Genomic DNA, 17,473 nt, shown 5'->3' with positions numbered 1-17,473 from the left:
TTGTAAAAGTATTTTTTAATGCGAATATTAATGCGATTGAAGCAAAGTCTATTACAAACATTCCGTAAATTTAAATTCACTTTAAAAATAAATATATGCCATTTATAAAGAACAAAAAAGGAAAAGAAACTGTAGATATTTATTATGAGGATTATGGTTCTGGGCAACCGGTTATACTCATTCACGGATGGCCTTTAAGTCATAAGGCGTGGGAGCAGCAGGTTTGGAAAATTGTAGAGGAAGGTTATAGGTGCATATCATATGATAGAAGAGGTTTTGGGGCATCTTCGGCACCATGGGGAGATTACGATTATTCTGCACTTGCCAGCGATCTAAATACCATTATTGAAGATTTGAATTTAGACAATGTGGTAATTGTTGGCTTTTCTATGGGTGGAGGGGAAGTAGTACGTTACTTCACTGATTATGGGGCGGACAAAATTGCAAAAGCAGCTTTAATAAGCTCTATAATTCCATTGGTAAAGAAGAAAGAAGATAACCCTGATGGCGTTCCGGAAGAAGTTTTGGATGGAATAAAAGAAGCATTGCAGAAAGACAGAGTTGGTTTTTTGAAGAATTTCCACAAAGGATTTTATAACTATGAGGATAATACGGATAGAATGAGTGAGGCACAGCTTGATTATGATTTCAGTATCGCGTCACACGCTTCCCCCAGGGCTACGATCCAAGCTGCCTTGGCATGGATGCATACCGATTTTAGACCTGAATTGAAGAATGTTACCGTACCAACACTTATTGTTCATGGTGATGCGGATGCTACCGTGCCCCAGGCGACTTCCGCTGATCAGGCCGCAAAAGGAATCAAGGATAATCAGTATGAAGTTATTAAAGGTGGGCCTCATGGCCTGAACTTGACTCATGCCGATGAGTTGAACGAACTTCTGATTTCTTTTTTAAAGAAGTAAGGGAAGGTTTTTAATGAAAAAAGCCCGAACCTGATAAGGTGCGGGCTTTTTTATGCGCTTGTACGGGCTATTTTTTAAGTGTTGCCAGTATCGGCAGATGGTCGGAAATGTGTTTGTTGTTTTCCATACGGTCATCAATGTGAATGTACGATAGTACGGTGAGCCCTTCAATAAAGATATAGTCGATGCGTCGGTCAAGTATGCGTTTATGGTCAAAGCCGCTAAAGGTTCCTGTAGGGCCATAAAGCGGTTGAAGTGAGGCTTCTTGGCCGTCTGTCATTTCTTTTTTCAGAAATTGGATAGGCTTTGTATCAGGTTCTAAATTGAAATCGCCCGTAAGGACCACGGGGATTTTATCCGTGTTGATTTCCTTGATTTTCTTAACGATAAGCGCTGCCGACCTTTCACGGGCCTCGGTACCGATGTGGTCAAAATGGGTGTTGAATACCCAAAAGCGTTGTTTGTTCGCCTTGTTTTCGAACAATCCGTAGGTGCAGATCCGCTCCATGGCAGCATCCCATCCTACACTGATCTTATCGGGGGTGGGAGAGAGCCAAAAGGTGTTGGATCGGATGAGTTTGAATTTTTTACTGTTGTATAGAATGGGGGAAAATTCCCCTTTCTTTTTTCCGTCGTCCCGGCCTACACCAATGGAGTTGTAATCTTCCAATGCGCCATCCAAATAAGTCAATTGGCGGTACAAGACCTCTTGCATGCCGATAAATTCCGGGGCATAATGCTTTAAAAGCTTCACCATGTCCGTTTTACGGTCGTTCCAATTGTTAACGGTGTCGTTTACGTTGTCAAATTTAATGTTGTAGCTCATTACCTTGAGGTCTTGGGCTTGCACTGTGTACAAGGCCAGAAAAAGAAATGAAAAGAAAATAGTTCTTAAGGCCATTTGATATTGTGGTATTGGTATATAGGGGCAATTTAAGTATTTCCCATTTTATATTTCTTAAGAAAAACATATTAAACCATTATTTTTTTGGCTTCCATGAAGCCTGGAAAAGAAAAACCGCAAGAAGAAAAAGACGCCTATTGGAATCGAGATCTTCTTGCGGTAATTCTAGTGGTTCAAAATTATGGACGACGCTAATTTAATCGTCTCTACGCGGTCTACTTGAGTTGTTGCGATTGTTCGCACTTCTGTTGTTCGAGTTTCCCGAGCGATTTCTATTTCTGTTTCTATTGTTGTTCCTTGAGCGGTTCGGATTAGGTCTCTGCTGGGGCCTTTTTTCCTCTTCGGCAGCTGGTTCGTCATCCCCATCGGTAAATTGGTGTTCCGGCATACGCGGCACCTGTTGTTTAATGAGTTTTTCGATGTCCTTTAAATATGGGCGCTCTTCCCTGTCACAAAAGGAAAGGGCTATACCACTGGCGCTGGCCCTTCCTGTTCTTCCGATACGGTGTACGTAGGTTTCGGGCACGTTTGGCAGATCGTAATTGATGACCAAGGAAAGGTCTTCAACATCTATTCCCCTTGCGGCAATATCCGTGGCGATCAATACGCGTAGTTTGCCGTCTTTAAAATCGCCCAAAGCCTTTTGTCTGGCGGTCTGTGATTTGTTGCCATGTATGGCGGCCGACTTGATATCGGCCTGCGATAGTTTTTTGACTATTTTATTGGCGCCGTGTTTGGTACGTGAAAATACCAGAACCGAATCCGAGGGTCTTTCGTTGATCAGGTGGACCAATAATTTAGGTTTGTTCAACTTGCTTACAAAAAAGAGACCTTGGTCAACTTTCTCGGCAGTCGCCTGTTGTGGTTTTATGGTCACCCTTTCAAATGCGCCCAAAAGCGTTTTTGATAATTCCACGATACTGGTCGGCATGGTGGCGGAAAAGAAAAGGGACTGTCTTTGCTTGGGAAGCTTCGCGATAATTTTTTTGATATCGTGAATAAAACCCATGTCGAGCATTTGGTCGGCTTCGTCCAAGACTACAAACTCGATATCCCTTAGGGAGATAATGTTTTGGTTCATTAGGTCTAATAACCTTCCGGGGGTGGCAATAAGCGCATCAACACCGTTACGTAGGGCATTGACTTGTCGCTGCTGTTTTACACCGCCAAAAATGACGGTATTTTTAACATGCGTATACTTGCTGTATGCGGTAAAGTTATCGGCTATTTGAATGGCGAGTTCCCTAGTCGGGGTTACAATGAGCGTTCGTATACGCCGCTTGCCTTTGGTCTGCTCTGGGTTGTTGTGCAAATGGTGTATGATCGGAATACTGAAGGCAGCTGTCTTTCCGGTTCCTGTCTGCGCTACGCCTAAAAGGTCTTTTTTGTTTAGTAAAATGGGAATGGCTTGTTCCTGAATGGGGGTTGGATTCGTATATCCTTGTTCCTCAATAGCTTTGAGTATAGGCAAAGCAATACCTAAATCTTTAAATGTCATGTATATTTAATAAGTGGCAAAGATACGGCGAATGTTTGGATAACCGTATAGGCCTGTTATAGACCTGCCGTGGCGGCTTCCGCACAGCGCTCTCCGTCCATTGCGGCCGAAACGATGCCTCCTGCATAACCGCCGCCCTCACCACAGGGAAATAGGCCTTCGATCTCAGGATGCTCCAATTTTTCATTTCTGGGAATGTTTACAGGTGACGAAGTGCGCGACTCCACCCCTACGATATTGGCCTCGTTCGTATAATATCCCTTCATTTTGTCCCCAAAGGCCTTAAAACCTTGTCGAAGCCTTCCGCCGATAAGCTTGGGCAGTAAGGAGTGGAGGGGGGCGGAATTCAATCCGGGTTGGTAGGAGGTAGGGTTGAGGTCTGCCGATAGCTTCCCTTCCACAAAATCGGTCAAACGCTGGGCGGGTGCGGTTTGCGTCCTTCCGCCTGCGGTAAAAGCCAATCGCTCTAAATCCTTCTGGTATTCCAATCCTTTTAAAACCCCAAAATGTTCATATTTGTAAAGATCTTCATCGGCATTGATTTCAACTACAATACCCGAATTGGCAAATTTGTTGTTTCGTTTGGAGGGAGACATGCCGTTTACGACGACTTCCCCCGGGGCGGTTGCCGCTGGAACGATAAATCCGCCGGGACACATACAGAAAGAATACACTCCGCGGTTCTTCACTTGTTCTACCAAGCTATAGGCCGCTGCGGGAAGCAGTTCGTTGCGCTCTCCGGAACAATGGTATTGAATGGAATCGATGATTTGCTGTGGATGCTCTACGCGAACGCCCATGGCGAAAGATTTGGCCTTAAGGCTGATTTTTTTGTCGTTCAACAAATAATAGATGTCACGGGCCGAGTGCCCTGTGGCCAGAATCACCCGGTTTACCTTCATTTCATTGCCATTTTGCAGTTGAAGGCTTTTGATCTTATTGTCCTTTACGGTAAAATTGGTCAGTCGGGTGTTGAAATGTACCTCGCCGCCATGTTCGATTATGGTTTCTCGAATATTCTGTACGATTTTAGGGAGCTTATTGGTGCCGATATGCGGATGCGCATCGATTAAAATTTGGTCGGTGGCCCCGTGGTGTACCAAGCTTTCAAAAATTCGGCGTACGTCACCTCTCTTCAGGCTTCGGGTGTATAGCTTGCCATCGGAATAGGTGCCGGCACCACCTTCGCCAAAACAATAGTTGGAATCTTCGTTTACCCTATGGTCTTGGTTAATCGCCTTTAGGTCTCGCCGTCGGTCTTGAACGTTGTTTCCGCGTTCGAGAACAACAGGTTTGTATCCTAGCTCCAAGCAACGCAGTGCGGCCCACATACCTGCTGGGCCGAAGCCTATGATATGCACTTCTTTGGCCTTGGAAACGTCTAGGTACTTGAATTCGTAGTCGGGCGTTTTTGAAGGTTTCTCGTTAATGTAGACCTCCATCTTGTAATTGAAGTAAATAGACGGTTTTCGGGCGTCGATGGATTTTCGCAGCACTTTAATGGTGATGTTCTTCTCATCTTCGCTCAAATACTTGGCGGTTTTTTTTAAGAGGATGTTGGGCTGGCTTTCCTCTTTTAGCGATACCCGTAACTGAATTCTTCTGACCATGGTGCAAAGCTACTGCGCTTTATGATATAAAAAAATGCATCCCACGAATTGTAGGATGCATTTTTTATAAAATCGACCGAAGTGGATTATGCCAAGACCATATTTTTCTCTCGGCACTCCCTGGCTGCGGCCACCATTTCTATCAGGGCCTCCCTGGTTTCTGGCCAGTGCCTTGTTTTTAATCCACAATCGGGGTTGATCCAAAGTTGTTCCGTTGGAATCTGCTTGGCGGCTTTTTCTATCAAGGCCACCATTTCGGCGCGTTCTGGAACCCGGGGCGAGTGGATGTCGTATACGCCAGGTCCGATCTCGTTCGGGTATTTAAAGGTCGCGAAAACGTCTAATAGCTCCATTTGAGACCTTGAACACTCAATGGTGATCACATCGGCATCCATATCGGCTATATTCGAGATGATATCGTTGAACTCGGAGTAACACATGTGGGTGTGTATCTGTGTTTCGTCCTTGACCCCGCTGGCGGAAATCCTAAAGGCTTTAATGGCCCAATCCAAATAGGTGTTCCAATCTTCTTTTCGCAACGGAAGTCCTTCACGGATAGCAGGCTCATCGATTTGTATCACTTTCAAGCCGGCCTTTTCCAAGTCTACTACTTCGTCCCGTATGGCCAAGGCGATCTGTGTACAGGTTTCAGAACGTGGTTGGTCGTTACGGACAAAGGACCATTGTAAGATGGTAACGGGGCCGGTCAACATTCCTTTTACGGGTTTTTCGGTCAATGATTGGGCAAAAGCCGACCATTTAACGGTCATAGGGGCTTCCCGGGATACATCGCCGTAAATGATGGGAGGCTTGACACATCTGCTGCCATAACTCTGTACCCAGCCAAAGCTGGTAAAGGCAAAACCGTCTAATTGCTCTCCAAAATACTCAACCATGTCGTTTCTTTCGAACTCTCCGTGCACAAGTACATCAAGGCCTGTACGTTCTTGGAATTCAATGGTCTCTTGGGTTTCTTTTTCAAGAAGGGTATTGTATTCTTCGGCAGATAGGTTCCCTTTTTTGAAATTCGCCCTCCAGCTACGCACTTCTTTGGTTTGGGGAAAAGAACCGATGGTGGTCGTAGGGAAGAGCGGAAGGCCTAAGGCTTCTTTTTGAATTTTTTGTCGAACCGGGAAAGGGCTTTTCCTTTGGTCGTCTTTCGGGGTTAGGGAACTTACCCTTTGCTTTACTTTTTGATTGTGGATAAGGCCTGCCGTTTTTTTGTAGGCATGTACCTCGCTGTTTTTTCGGAGTTTTTCAAGGCTATCGGAAAGGTTCTCCTTATTGGCCAAGGCTTTAAGTGTGGCGACTTCCCCTAATTTTTGCTTGGCGAAGGCCAGCCATTGTTTGATTTCCGCGCTTAGATTTTCTTCCTTGGTCTCTAGGTCTAGGTCGCAAGGTGAATGCAACAACGAGCATGAAGGAGCGATGAGTATACGATCGCTTCCCAGATGGTCAACCGCTTTTTGAATCAGTTTTAACGATTCTTCAAAGTTGTTTTTCCAAATATTACGACCATCGACTACTCCTAGGGATAAATGGGTGTAACTATTTAGTTTATTTGACTCTAGAATATCGTCGAGTTGGAGCGGGCAGCGTACAAGGTCTAGGTGTAAGGTGTGTACGGGTAGGGCTAATGCAGTGTCGATATTCGCTCCAAAACAATCAAAATAATTAGCTACGGTTATTTTTAGATCAGGGAATTTCGATACGAAATTGGCATACGTTTGGTGTATGGCCCTTTGTTCTTTTTCCGTAAGATTAAGCGCTAGATAAGGCTCGTCAAATTGAACGTATTCTGCATCAACATCCGATAATTGCTGAAGTATGTTCTCGTAGGCCGGTAATAGGCGCTCTAGTAAATCTATTCGGTGGAAGCCGCCCTCCTTTTCTTTTCCTAACAATAGAAAGGAAACAGGGCCTATCAATACGGGTTTCGTTTTGATGTCTAAGGATAAGGCTTCTTTGTATTCATTGATGATTTTGTCAGCAGATACCTTGAAAACTTGATCCTTGGTGAATTCGGGTACAATGTAGTGGTAGTTGGTATCGAACCATTTGGTCATTTCCATGGCGGTAATGTCAATACCGTCTTTTTGAATTCCCCGCGCCATAGCGAAATAGAGGTCGTAGCTAGAGAAAGAAGGGGTGTTGACCAAGGCTTCGTAACGTTCGGGAATACATCCCAAGGTGGTGGTGAGGTCCAATACCTGGTCGTAAAGCGAAAAGTCATTGCTCGGGATCAGGTCTATGCCTTGTTCCTTCTGTAGCAGCCAATTCTCCTTTCTGATAGTTTTAGCGGTATCCAATAGGGGGTCTATGGTGGTGTTTCCCGACCAATATTGCTCTAAGGCTTTTTTTAATTCTCTTTTACGTCCAATTCTGGGGTAACCGAGGTTGGTAGTTTTCATGCTGTGTTTTTTGAATTATTATCTGTGCAAAGCTATTGATTAGGGTAATTTATCCGTAATTGTATATTGTATTTAGAGTATTTAACTGTAAATACGTATTTTTAAAGATTAAATAGAAATTAAAGTATCGATATAGGACTTTTAAAAGAAGATTTATCTATGGAAAATTTGGATCAGATCGATTTAGAATTGTTAAAACAGCTTCAGAAAAACTCGAATATTACTACAAAAGAGTTGGCCGCCATGGTGAATTTGTCACCAACACCTGTTTATGAGCGGGTGCGAAAACTGGAAAAAGAAGGTTATATTAAAAAGTATATGGCATTGCTCGATGAGGAAAAACTAGGACGGGGACTCATTGTTTTTTGTGATATTACCTTAAAACAGCATACCAAGGAAATTGGTAATAAGTTCGTACGGGATATCCGTTCCATAAAGGAGGTAATGGAATGTTATAACATTTCGGGCGATTATGACTTCAAGCTCAAGGTGCTGGTCAGGGATATGAAAGATTATCAGGACTTTGTGATCAATACGCTTGGTGCGGTCGAGAATATCGGTAGTGCCCATAGCACATTTGTTATCGGTACCATCAAACAAGAGTACGGTGTTCCGTTTTAGTAGGTGGAGATTGCAGTTTGGCACAGTTTATCTACAATTGGGTCGTATTCATTTTAAAAATAGGGTGTTGTAAGACATCTTTGTGTCAATAAGGAACAAGACAGGTACTTTTTAGAAAACCATAAAATGGAAGGTAACAGGATTTTAAAGGAGCTTTTTCGGGGTTTTATTATTGGGAACATCATCTTCTTTGGGTTTAGCGCGTATTACTATTTTACCGATGAACAAAGGTTTGATATGATCTTTCAGGACATGTGGAGGGAGTATTTTACCAATCTCGTGTTTTCGATAGTCTTGTACGTTGTAAATATGTATTGGTTTTATTTTCTGTTGAAAAAGTTCGAAAGAAATATATATACCGTCAAACGCATGTCTATTGGTGTGCTGGGTAATGTGGCAATCTCGTGTTTTGGGGTTTTTGTGGCTACTGTTATCGTTAGGGTAACGCTTTATGATAAATCTGTTCAAGAGGCCTTATTGCATCATTCCATAGATAATTACCAGCGCTCCACTGCAATTGCTTTAGCAGTGGCTTTAGTGTTCTATGCAATCTATTATTACCGTTATAGGCAAGAGAATAAAGTTAAGGAGCAAAAAATAATAGCCAATACGGCATCGGCAAAATTCGATGCTTTAAAGAATCAGTTAGACCCCCATTTTCTGTTCAATAGCTTAAATGTATTGTCCAGTCTTATAGAAGAGGACCCCTATCAGGCGCAAAAGTTTACTTCTTCCCTGTCAAAGGTTTATCGGTATGTACTTGAACAAAAAAGTAAAGACTTGGTACTTGTAGATGAGGAGCTTCAATTTGCAAAAACCTATGTTCGACTTTTAAAAATGCGGTTTGAAGATAGTATCGTTTTTGATATCCCTGAAGCGGCTTTGAACCCTGAATCGAAGATTGTTCCGCTCTCGCTCCAGTTGCTTTTGGAAAATGCGGTAAAGCACAATGTGGTGACCACCGGTAAGCCTCTGCACTTAAGGGTTTTTGAACAGGATGGGGAACTTGTTGTGGTGAATAACCTTCAGGAAAAGCAGGTCGTGAAGAAAAGTAGTGGTGTAGGTTTGCATAATATTCGCGAGAGATATGCGCTTCTGACCGATAGAAGGGTTCAAATCGATAAGACCGCTACCGAGTTCAGGGTGAGCCTACCTATTCTTTTAAAACAAATTTCAAGCATGGAAATACAGCAAGAGTATATTAATGATAAGCGCTACGAAAAAGCTAAAAAACGTGTGGAGGCGATAAAAGGCTTTTATGGGAACCTTTTAGCATATTGTATTGTGGTGCCTTTCTTGGCTTTTTTAAATTATAGGACCACGAGTTTTCCATGGGTGATATTTCCTATTTTGGGTTGGGGCTTTGGTATAGCCATGCACGCCATGGAGGCCTTTGGGACCAATCCACTCTGGGGTAGGCGATGGGAGGAGAAAAAGATGCGGGAGTATATGGACGATGATAATTTTTAAACGGACTTTCATCGTCTTTTGTGAGGTTAAACTAAAAGTTTACAGTTCGGTCATAAAAAATTACAGTTCAGAAAGTAGTATTTTTAAAAGGAGGGTCTTTTGGCGAAATTTGAACTTGTAATCAATAACCAAAAAAATATAAATTATGGAAAGGGAAAGTAAGTATATCAGGGCAAAGGAAAGAGTGGAGCGAGAGAAAAAATTCTATAACGGGTTGATTTCTTACGTGGTGACCATAAGTTTTTTGGCGGCTATAAATTACTATACCAATGGCTTTGCGTACGCTTGGTTTCTTTGGGCCGCATTCGGTTGGGGAATAGGTATCGTTATTGGTGCGGTAAAGACCTTTGGCGGCAATCCGTTTTTCGGGCGTGATTGGGAGGAACGAAAGATAAAGCAATTCATGCAAGAGGACGAGCAAGGAGGAAAGTGGCAATAGTCTTTATTTCGGTTGGATTTAATATAAAAAACAAACAAAAATGGAACCATCATCATTAGGTAGAAGAAGTAAGCAGGTCAGGGCTAAAAAGAGAATAGAACAGCTAAAAGGGTTTTATATTCATTTGGCAGTTTTTGTAATCGTAAACATTATGGTTATAACGGGCGCTGTTGTAGGGAATATGGGCAATGGTGAAAGTTTTGTGGAAGCATTCTTTAATTTTGGAACCTTCTCTACTTTTTTCTTTTGGGGAATAGGGGTGGTTTTTCATGGGGCTAAGGTGTTTTCGTATAATCCTTTCTTTAGTAAGGCTTGGGAGGAACGTCAAATTCAAAAGTATATGGATGCTGATAAAAACGAAATGAAAAAGTATTTGTAGCCTATTTTATAAAAACTAACCAAACCAAATATGAGGACTATTGTTATTGAAGATGAAAAGCCTGCAGCAAGGCGATTATCCCGTTTATTGTCCGAATTAGATGTGGAAGTGTCGGAAATGTTGCATTCTGTGGAAGAAGCTGTAGAGTGGTTTTTAAACAATCCGCATCCGGATCTCATTTTCTTGGACATTCAGCTTTCGGATGGGCTTTCGTTTGAGATTTTTGATGCCGTGGAGGTGAAGAGTGCTATCATATTCACTACGGCTTACGATGAATACGCTTTGCAGGCCTTTAAGCTGAATAGTATCGATTATTTGTTAAAGCCTATCGATGATGAGGAATTGGAGGTAGCCGTAAAAAAATACAGGTCTTTTAAGCCGGAGGTACGGCCTATGACGCTCAATTTTGATGATATAAAAAGTCTTTTGGTGAACCCGTTGGAGCGTGAATACAAAAAGAGATTTACGGCAAGGGTGGGGCAGCACCTTAAAATTATAAATGCAGACGAAGTCGAGGGTTTTTACAGTGAAAACAAAGGAACTTATGCCGCTACTTCAGATGGTAGAAACTACCTTTTGGATACCACTTTGGAAAATTTGGAAAACGAGTTGGAGCCCAAAACTTTCTTTCGGGTGAGCCGGAAATTTTACATCAATATTAATCATATAAAAGACATCGTTTCATACACCAATTCGCGTCTTAAAATCAAATTAAATCACTATAATGGGGAGGAAATTATAGTGAGCCGGGAGCGCGTTCGAGACTTTAAGTTATGGTTGGAGTAATGATGATTAATAACCTGATTTCAAGTGCAATTAAATTCGTTATAGATTTTTCTTATAGTGGCTTTTTTCGATAATAGCCACTATTTTTCCACCCGATTTTCATCAAAGGAAGAAGGGAGTAACTTCGGAATCAATTTTATGAAAATCGGTAATAAAACGGCCCCGCCCGGGAGGATAAAAATAGCCAAGGAAGGAATGCTTTTGAAGATGTCGATAAGTTGGTTTTGAACTTTTTTCTTCTCTTCTTCACTAAGGTCCCTCACTGTAGATTTAGAAAGTAGGAATACCAATTCCTTGCTTTCGGCCAATTCCTTTTGTAGTCGTTTGCTATTTCGTAAAATAAGCTTGTTGACCATTTTTGACATGCTTTCATAAAACTGAAGCGCTAAATTCGTGTCTTTGAGAAAGGGGATGGTTTTAGAGTTTTTGCTAAAAAAGACCTTGATTTCGTCAAGGGCTTTTGCTATTTCGTCGGGTTTAAAACCAAGATCTTTTCCAAGGCCGAAAATGAATTCCGATTCTTGGTATTCCAGTGATTTGTCTTCCCATACGGTCAAGCATCCTACATCTAAAAAATACCTGTTTTCCAAAACCGAGTTGTTGTTCAGGAGTTTTTCGCGATAGCTGCCGTCAAAATTTTGAACGTCGCTCTTGATAAAGGTGAGGGAAGATGCAAAAAGTTGGGCGAGGCGTTCGTCGCTTTTGTTCATTTCCTTTGAGCTCAGCGCGTGATAGGTAATGTTTATGGCGAGGTATTCGATCAGTTGGGCGTGTTGGCGTATGTCTTCCGGGTGATTGAGGTATCGTTTGAAGAGCAGTACATCGATAAACAACAAGGAATTGGTGATGATCCTGTTGAAGGTCTTGCTGATTAGGTTATCCTCCAAAGAGACCCTAGAGTCGATTAGTTTTTCCAGCTGGGCGGAAGTCTTTGAGCCCGTTAGGATCTTGTTGAAGAAGGAAATATGGTTGGCCTTTAAATCCGTATAAAAATCAAAGACATATTTTAGAAAGGTATCGAAATCCTTGTCGGTTTTCGTCTGCTCTAGAACGAAAGTGCCGTAAAGGGCGTTCAATAGGTTGATTTTGGCCTTTTCATCGTCGGAAAGCTGGTGTTCCGCATCAATGAAGGAGGGAATCTCAATGTTTATACCGTATACAAATCCCGTTTGCTTTAAGCTAAAATATAATGCGTCAAAATCGGAATACAGTTCCTTATGGTCCTCTACAAGGGAGCCGAATTTATTGATCCAACCGGAAGCCGAGGGGTTCATAGTCTTATCGTTTCAAAACGCCAAATTACATCAAAATGAGCAAATGAAAAGGGCATAGGGAACTTAATTGCATAAGGAGGGTCAACTTTTAAAAGATGTTGGGTTTAAAAGCTTGTGCTTGTCAAATTGTTGATCATAAGTGTTTTAAATAGTGGTGTGGTCTGCTTTTTCCGTAATGAATGGGTTGAGTTTATATTCGAAGGTCAAGGGTAAGCCGCTCAACATTTAGAAGCGACAATTAAATTTTTTCGGTCAAAAGGCGCTAAAGTTGGATGTCTTTCGTTCATGTAGTGCAAATTGCCTATCCGTATTTGTTGGTTAGCTAATTTGATCAAGATCGACAAGGTTATCCTTATGTTATAGGGCTTTTAAAAAAATGCAAATTTTTGTGTTTTTTTTAACTTTAGCGTAGGAAATTACAAAATAAATAACTAAGTTTATCTTCCAAATTATAACATGTGCTATTCTATTGTATGCTGATACTGTAGAATTTAGAGTAATTTAACCTAAATGAATCCCCAAAAAAACCCCAACCGTTATGGAATACATTCTTTTCTTTATTTGGCTTTCTTTCATGTCGATTCTAGTATACAGAGTTATATCAGCTCGGAAAGCACTAAGAAAATTACTTAAAGCGGAGAAATAAACATCCACGACTACAATTAAATTACCTTTTTACGGTACCCTGCATTACCGTAACATATCATGCGCCATTCCGCAGTGTCGCTAATGATGCCCTGGCACAACTTCTAAGCACACGGCCATCAAACCTTGAATCAACGTTGTTATAAGTTGTCTGCCGGCTAATCGCTAGGTACTGGAAGAAATATATCATAGCATTGTTTTCGTACGGCTAAAGTCTTCTTTTTGTCTTTATGGCTTTGTTAAAAACGGGGCCAATACGTAATTGTCATTTTCAAAATGGGAAAGGAATTGCAATAGATGCTTTCCATCGATATACGCGGTTTTGTGCTAAATGTCCCAACCCCCATCCATTTTATTGTTTTTCGAAACGAATTACCGTTCTTCAACTTTTTTAAGCCAGTAATTTGTGCATATGGAACAGCGCTTACGGTCTACTGAGGCTAAATTGCCCCATATAAAATCATTGCCGGGCTAACTTTATTTGTCGCGGGCGATTTAAAGCGTATAATGGCCCATATCAGCAAAATTATAGTACTGGCACTGTTCCTTGTCCATGCCGGTCAGTTAACGGCTCAAAAGCAGGCGCAAGGCAGCCAAGACTCTATTGTCAAAAATCTGAAAATTTCCGCATTTCCCGTAGCGTTTTACACACCTGAAACGGCATTTGGTTTTGGGGGAATCGGTATCGCCAATTTTTGGCTGAAGGAGGAACAAAAGGAAACTAGGCCTTCATCGGTACAACTGGGGTTAAGTTATACGACCAAAAGTCAGCTGTTGCTCTATATGCCCTTTGAATTCTATAAGAAAAATGAGCGCTGGCGTTTGTTGGGAGAGCTCGGCTTCTATAAATATTTCTACAATTTTTATGGGGTAGGGGTGGATAGCAGGGAAGAAGATGAGGAAACCTATGAGGTTACATTTCCCAGGGCACGCTTGGCGCTGATGCGGGATATATGGCCCAATTTCTACATAGGGGTTGGCTATGAATTCGATAACTTCAGTAGTTTGAAAATTGAGGAGGGTGGAATTTTAGAAGCCTCCGATGTACCGGGAAAACGAGATGGAACCCTATCGAACATTGGTATTCGCGTTTTTTATGATACGCGTGACAATGTATTCTATCCTACGGAAGGGATGTATATTCAGGGCAATTTGTTTACCTCCAGCAAGATCTTGGGGGCCAGTTTTAAATACTCGAAGTTCGAGCTCGACAGTCGCTATTATCAAAAGGTCGGTAAAAAACAGGTTATAGCGGCCAACCTATTTTTGGGAGGTAGCAGTAAAAATACCCCGTTTTACGATTTGTTCTACTTGGGGTCAAAACGGACGCGTGGGATCAATAACCGCCGATTTCAAGACACTTCGGAACTGAGTATGGTTTTGGAATACAGGTTTCCTATAGCCGGAAGGTTCGGGGGAGCCGTCTTTGGTTCTTCGGGTACCGTGACTCCTACTTTAAATGAGGCCTTCTCGTCAGCATATAAAAATGCCGGTGGTGTCGGAATACGGTATATAATCAACAAAAGGGATGGGGTGCGTATTCGTGCCGACTACGGTATGTCTAGCGAGGGTGGTAATTTTTACTTTACCATTAAAGAAGCTTTTTAAGAATATCGACTCCTGCAGAGGGTGTTTACGGAATAAAAAAAAGCCACTGTAAAAGTGGCTTTTTTGATGGGGTATTATGTCGTTTATTTGGTGATTCCCGCGCAAGCTATCCGTGAACCGGCATCGCCACTTGGTTGCGATGTAAAGTCATCTTGACCTTTGTGTACGATTACTGACCGACCTATAATATTCTTGTTCTCGTCGTTACAATCAATGCACCACTCGTCCGTGGCGAATGTAACGGTGGCCCTACCTTCCTTATCGGCCGTAAAATTGCCTATATCTCCTTTGTGGTAGCCTTTTTCAGAACCCCATTTGCCGTGGGCTTCCTCCGTTGGGTTCCAATGTCCGCCTGCCGACTTTCCGTCTTGCGATGAGCAATCGGCATTTTCGTGCAAGTGGATGGCGTGGGGTCCTTCGTCCAAACCGGTAAAGATGGCTTTCATTTCCACTTCAGTTCCACTCTGTACAAATGTGATTGTGCCGCTGACCGTGCTGTTGCTTTTTGAGCTCATGTTGACCGTGAGGGTGTCAGTTGTTTGGGACTTCGTTTTTGCAAGGTTTCCCCCTGTTGTTTCAAGGCTTTTGTTCGAGCTGTCTGGACTTCCGTCCGTATCTTTTTTGGCTTCTTTACAATTGAGTATTGTCAGGGCCACTACTATGGCCAAGCTGAATTTTATATTTTTCATTGTGACTAGATTTTGTGATTCCATCCGAAATTAACCAGAAAATAATCGTTTTTCGGCTGTGTATTCATATGCGGCATCATTCTTATCTATAGTGTCAAAAATGAAGGGGGGCATAAAAAAAAGCCACTTTCCGTCTCATTGGGAAAGTGGCTTTTTTTAATTGTATTCCGTTAAGGGAGTTTGTTTTTTCCCTCTAAGGCGTCTAGTTTTTTTGAAGCAATACTTCGGCGTGAACGGCTACTTCGCTCCAAGTTTTGCTAACACCGTCTTTACCGGTATGTAAGGCTTCACAGGCCTTGTTGATAGAAGCTACGGCGTCAAGGGCATCCCAGTTTTCAAGGTTCATAACACCGTCAAAGGTCAATGCAGTGTCAGAAACGGCCTTATGTGTAAGGGCAATATTTTCGGTCTTGCCGTTCAAGCTTACGTCAATAGAACATTTGTTGTCCGCAGATACTTTAAAGACACCTGAAATAAGCTCGGTGTTTTCCATAACCCCAAAGAAGAATTCCAAAATTTTAGGGTCACGGGTTCCAGTAGCATCATTAGTGAACAAACTGCTCACCGGAATACTGAATTCCGTACCGTTTAAAGCTTCCAGGGCCGAAGTACCCTCACCGGCTTTAGTAATGTTTATTTTGGTGAACTTACCGCCCACAGGTAATTTTTCGGTAGTCTTATATGCCGTGAAGCTAACCTTTGTAGAGTCTTGTACTAGGCTATAGGTTTCCGTAGCGGCTTGTGCCTCGGAACTTTGTTCAGTGTTTTCCTTTTTGGCGTCTTTACAGCTAAAAGCGCCAACTAACAATAGCCCAAGGGCTAAAAGTGTAATTTTTTTCATGTTCACTGTGAATTTTTAGGTTTGACATCAAAGTTAAACATTCTTACAGCTAAACCAAGGTGAGATCAAGACGATTTTAACACATAAAAACCATTGTTCTTGTAGTTTGTTGGAGTGAAAGCAGGGATTCTTTAGTCAATAAGCTTGGTGATGACCTGTATTTGGCTGTGCAAAGTCTTGTGAACGGGACATTTGTCGGCAATTTGCAGAATACGCTTCTTTTGCTTTTCATCTAGAGGGCCCGTTAATTTTATTTCCCTTTCAAAGGTGTCTATTTTAGAACCGTCCGATTCGCAATCCTTACAATCGGCCACATGGCTTCTATTGTGGGAGGTGTGTACCTCTATATTGTCTATGACCCAAGCTTTTCTTTTGGCGTACATTTGGATCGTCATGGCCGTACAGGCCGAAAGACCGGCAGAAACAAGTTCGTACGGTGAGGGCCCAAAATCATTTCCGCCGACATCTACGGGCTCGTCTGCGGTAAGGAAATGATTGCCTACTTTCATTTGGGTCGAAAAACCATCGTCATGGTCTAGGCTGGCCACAACCTGGTGTTTCGTCTTTGGTTCCTCTTTACGTGTAGTATCGATCTTCAAATAGCGTTTGGCCCATCCTGAGATAACCTCGCCTGCATAAAAAGAATCCCTTTTGTTTGATAACAGGTGGTCGGCACCATCTAATGAAATAAAGCTTTTGGGGTGTCGTGCGGCCACATAGATTTCTTCGGCATTTTTAATTGCAACGGTGGTGTCTTGCGGGGAGTGCAATATCAATATGGGTTTGCGGAGCTGCCCGAGTATTTGCGACAGCGGTTTGTGCTGCAGGTCGTCTAAAAATTGTTTTTTTATGGTGAAGTCCCTTCCGCTTAAGTTGATGACGGCTTTTCCGCTCTTTTCGATCTCGGGAATACCCTCCTTTAAAAGGTGTTCTATATGGATAGGGTTGGAAGGGGCGCCTATGGTGGTCAGGGCCTTTATGGAGTTGATTTTATCGGCGGCAAATATTACGGCGGCCCCACCAAGGGAATGCCCGACCAATAGTGTGGGGGCTTGGTAATTTTTTTCAAGAAAATCGGAGGCGGCGATCAGATCTTCGACGTTTCCGGAAAAATTGGTGTTTTCAAAATCGCCGTCGCTTTCACCCAAACCCGTAAAATCAAAACGAAGCACACCAAAACCGTTTGAGGTAAGGGCTTTGCTGATATTGCGTACGGCCGTTAGGTTCTTGGTACAGGTAAAGCAGTGGGCGAATATGGCAAAGTTATGTGGATGTCTATTGGCGGGTAGTTCCAGTCTTCCTACTAAATCTTGCCCGTCCTTATTCCCAAAACGTACTTTTTGAAGGCTCATCTGTGTTTTTTTTTGGTGTG

At 42.4% G+C, this 17,473-nt stretch carries 15 protein-coding genes; 7 read left to right on the top strand and 8 right to left on the bottom strand.

Annotated features, from left to right (window positions below):
- The first annotated feature begins 95 nt into the window (after positions 1 to 95).
- The gene (locus tag ZOBGAL_RS00625; protein ID WP_013991513.1) at positions 96 to 926 is read left to right on the top strand and encodes an alpha/beta fold hydrolase; all 831 of its coding nucleotides are present in this window, start codon (positions 96 to 98) and stop codon (positions 924 to 926) included.
- A 67-nt stretch (positions 927 to 993) separates the two neighbouring features.
- Here ZOBGAL_RS00625 and ZOBGAL_RS00620 read toward each other — a convergent pair whose 3' ends face one another.
- The 4 genes from ZOBGAL_RS00620 to metE form a co-directional block, all read right to left on the bottom strand.
- Complete coding sequence (locus ZOBGAL_RS00620) at positions 994 to 1,827, bottom strand: endonuclease/exonuclease/phosphatase family protein (RefSeq protein ID WP_013991512.1); 834 nt, start codon at positions 1,825 to 1,827, stop codon at positions 994 to 996.
- Between the two features lie 199 nt (positions 1,828 to 2,026).
- The gene (locus ZOBGAL_RS00615; RefSeq protein ID WP_013991510.1) at positions 2,027 to 3,328 is read right to left on the bottom strand and encodes a DEAD/DEAH box helicase; all 1,302 of its coding nucleotides are present in this window, start codon (positions 3,326 to 3,328) and stop codon (positions 2,027 to 2,029) included.
- A gap of 56 nt (positions 3,329 to 3,384) precedes the next feature.
- Positions 3,385 to 4,938 carry an NAD(P)/FAD-dependent oxidoreductase gene (locus tag ZOBGAL_RS00610; RefSeq protein ID WP_013991509.1) on the bottom strand — a complete coding sequence of 518 codons (1,554 nt, stop codon included), beginning with the start codon at positions 4,936 to 4,938 and terminating at the stop codon, positions 3,385 to 3,387.
- A gap of 86 nt (positions 4,939 to 5,024) precedes the next feature.
- Entirely contained in the window at positions 5,025 to 7,349 is a 2,325-nt protein-coding gene (gene metE, locus ZOBGAL_RS00605; protein WP_013991508.1) for a 5-methyltetrahydropteroyltriglutamate--homocysteine S-methyltransferase, read from the bottom strand.
- 159 nt (positions 7,350 to 7,508) lie between these two features.
- Here metE and ZOBGAL_RS00600 point away from each other — a divergent pair, with 159 nt between their 5' ends.
- The 5 genes from ZOBGAL_RS00600 (at position 7,509) to ZOBGAL_RS00580 (ending at position 11,044) form a co-directional block, all read left to right on the top strand.
- Positions 7,509 to 7,970 (top strand): Lrp/AsnC family transcriptional regulator, encoded by a 462-nt coding sequence (locus ZOBGAL_RS00600; RefSeq protein WP_013991507.1) that lies wholly within the window; start codon positions 7,509 to 7,511, stop codon positions 7,968 to 7,970.
- A 126-nt stretch (positions 7,971 to 8,096) separates the two neighbouring features.
- Positions 8,097 to 9,440 (top strand): 2TM domain-containing protein, encoded by a 1,344-nt coding sequence (locus ZOBGAL_RS00595; RefSeq protein ID WP_013991506.1) that lies wholly within the window; start codon positions 8,097 to 8,099, stop codon positions 9,438 to 9,440.
- Between the two features lie 145 nt (positions 9,441 to 9,585).
- A complete protein-coding gene (locus tag ZOBGAL_RS00590) occupies positions 9,586 to 9,879 on the top strand; it encodes a 2TM domain-containing protein (RefSeq protein ID WP_013991505.1) in 294 nt (97 codons plus the stop codon).
- A gap of 40 nt (positions 9,880 to 9,919) precedes the next feature.
- Positions 9,920 to 10,258: a 2TM domain-containing protein gene (locus ZOBGAL_RS00585; protein WP_013991504.1), complete on the top strand. Its 339-nt coding sequence runs from the start codon at positions 9,920 to 9,922 to the stop codon at positions 10,256 to 10,258.
- A 30-nt stretch (positions 10,259 to 10,288) separates the two neighbouring features.
- Complete coding sequence (locus ZOBGAL_RS00580) at positions 10,289 to 11,044, top strand: LytR/AlgR family response regulator transcription factor (RefSeq protein ID WP_013991503.1); 756 nt, start codon at positions 10,289 to 10,291, stop codon at positions 11,042 to 11,044.
- Positions 11,045 to 11,124: 80 nt separating this feature from the next.
- On the opposite strand, the gene ZOBGAL_RS00575 is transcribed toward ZOBGAL_RS00580, so the two are convergent.
- The gene (locus ZOBGAL_RS00575; protein WP_013991502.1) at positions 11,125 to 12,318 is read right to left on the bottom strand and encodes an LETM1-related biofilm-associated protein; all 1,194 of its coding nucleotides are present in this window, start codon (positions 12,316 to 12,318) and stop codon (positions 11,125 to 11,127) included.
- A 1,152-nt stretch (positions 12,319 to 13,470) separates the two neighbouring features.
- Here ZOBGAL_RS00575 and ZOBGAL_RS00570 point away from each other — a divergent pair.
- Positions 13,471 to 14,571: a BamA/TamA family outer membrane protein gene (locus ZOBGAL_RS00570; protein WP_013991501.1), complete on the top strand. Its 1,101-nt coding sequence runs from the start codon at positions 13,471 to 13,473 to the stop codon at positions 14,569 to 14,571.
- Between the two features lie 83 nt (positions 14,572 to 14,654).
- Here ZOBGAL_RS00570 and ZOBGAL_RS00565 read toward each other — a convergent pair whose 3' ends face one another.
- The 3 genes from ZOBGAL_RS00565 to ZOBGAL_RS00555 all read right to left on the bottom strand — a co-directional run bounded on the left by ZOBGAL_RS00565 (position 14,655) and on the right by ZOBGAL_RS00555 (position 17,453).
- On the bottom strand, positions 14,655 to 15,260 hold the full coding sequence (locus ZOBGAL_RS00565) for a superoxide dismutase family protein (protein ID WP_013991500.1): 606 nt from the start codon (positions 15,258 to 15,260) through the stop codon (positions 14,655 to 14,657).
- Between the two features lie 202 nt (positions 15,261 to 15,462).
- Complete coding sequence (locus ZOBGAL_RS00560) at positions 15,463 to 16,101, bottom strand: hypothetical protein (RefSeq protein WP_013991499.1); 639 nt, start codon at positions 16,099 to 16,101, stop codon at positions 15,463 to 15,465.
- Between the two features lie 131 nt (positions 16,102 to 16,232).
- Complete coding sequence (locus ZOBGAL_RS00555; protein ID WP_013991498.1) at positions 16,233 to 17,453, bottom strand: bifunctional alpha/beta hydrolase/OsmC family protein; 1,221 nt, start codon at positions 17,451 to 17,453, stop codon at positions 16,233 to 16,235.
- Between the last annotated feature and the right edge of the window lie 20 nt (positions 17,454 to 17,473).

The sequence above is a fragment of the Zobellia galactanivorans genome, from assembly GCF_000973105.1.
GTDB lineage: Bacteria > Bacteroidota > Bacteroidia > Flavobacteriales > Flavobacteriaceae > Zobellia > Zobellia galactanivorans.
This window is presented reverse-complemented; position numbering and strand designations above follow the sequence as displayed.

What these genes read in the sequence shown, in the direction of transcription:
- ZOBGAL_RS00610 (WP_013991509.1), bottom strand. Translation starts at nt 4,938, where the DNA reads ATGGTCAGAAGAATTCAGTTACGGGTATCGCTAAAAGAGGAAAGCCAG.
- ZOBGAL_RS00585 (WP_013991504.1), top strand. Translation starts at nt 9,920, where the DNA reads ATGGAACCATCATCATTAGGTAGAAGAAGTAAGCAGGTCAGGGCTAAA.
- ZOBGAL_RS00575 (WP_013991502.1), bottom strand. Translation starts at nt 12,318, where the DNA reads ATGAACCCCTCGGCTTCCGGTTGGATCAATAAATTCGGCTCCCTTGTA.
- ZOBGAL_RS00555 (WP_013991498.1), bottom strand. Translation starts at nt 17,453, where the DNA reads ATGAGCCTTCAAAAAGTACGTTTTGGGAATAAGGACGGGCAAGATTTA.
- ZOBGAL_RS00620 (WP_013991512.1), bottom strand. Translation starts at nt 1,827, where the DNA reads ATGGCCTTAAGAACTATTTTCTTTTCATTTCTTTTTCTGGCCTTGTAC.
- ZOBGAL_RS00595 (WP_013991506.1), top strand. Translation starts at nt 8,097, where the DNA reads ATGGAAGGTAACAGGATTTTAAAGGAGCTTTTTCGGGGTTTTATTATT.
- ZOBGAL_RS00565 (WP_013991500.1), bottom strand. Translation starts at nt 15,260, where the DNA reads ATGAAAAATATAAAATTCAGCTTGGCCATAGTAGTGGCCCTGACAATA.
- ZOBGAL_RS00570 (WP_013991501.1), top strand. Translation starts at nt 13,471, where the DNA reads ATGGCCCATATCAGCAAAATTATAGTACTGGCACTGTTCCTTGTCCAT.
- ZOBGAL_RS00590 (WP_013991505.1), top strand. Translation starts at nt 9,586, where the DNA reads ATGGAAAGGGAAAGTAAGTATATCAGGGCAAAGGAAAGAGTGGAGCGA.
- ZOBGAL_RS00560 (WP_013991499.1), bottom strand. Translation starts at nt 16,101, where the DNA reads ATGAAAAAAATTACACTTTTAGCCCTTGGGCTATTGTTAGTTGGCGCT.
- ZOBGAL_RS00580 (WP_013991503.1), top strand. Translation starts at nt 10,289, where the DNA reads ATGAGGACTATTGTTATTGAAGATGAAAAGCCTGCAGCAAGGCGATTA.
- ZOBGAL_RS00600 (WP_013991507.1), top strand. Translation starts at nt 7,509, where the DNA reads ATGGAAAATTTGGATCAGATCGATTTAGAATTGTTAAAACAGCTTCAG.
- ZOBGAL_RS00625 (WP_013991513.1), top strand. Translation starts at nt 96, where the DNA reads ATGCCATTTATAAAGAACAAAAAAGGAAAAGAAACTGTAGATATTTAT.
- metE (WP_013991508.1), bottom strand. Translation starts at nt 7,349, where the DNA reads ATGAAAACTACCAACCTCGGTTACCCCAGAATTGGACGTAAAAGAGAA.
- ZOBGAL_RS00615 (WP_013991510.1), bottom strand. Translation starts at nt 3,328, where the DNA reads ATGACATTTAAAGATTTAGGTATTGCTTTGCCTATACTCAAAGCTATT.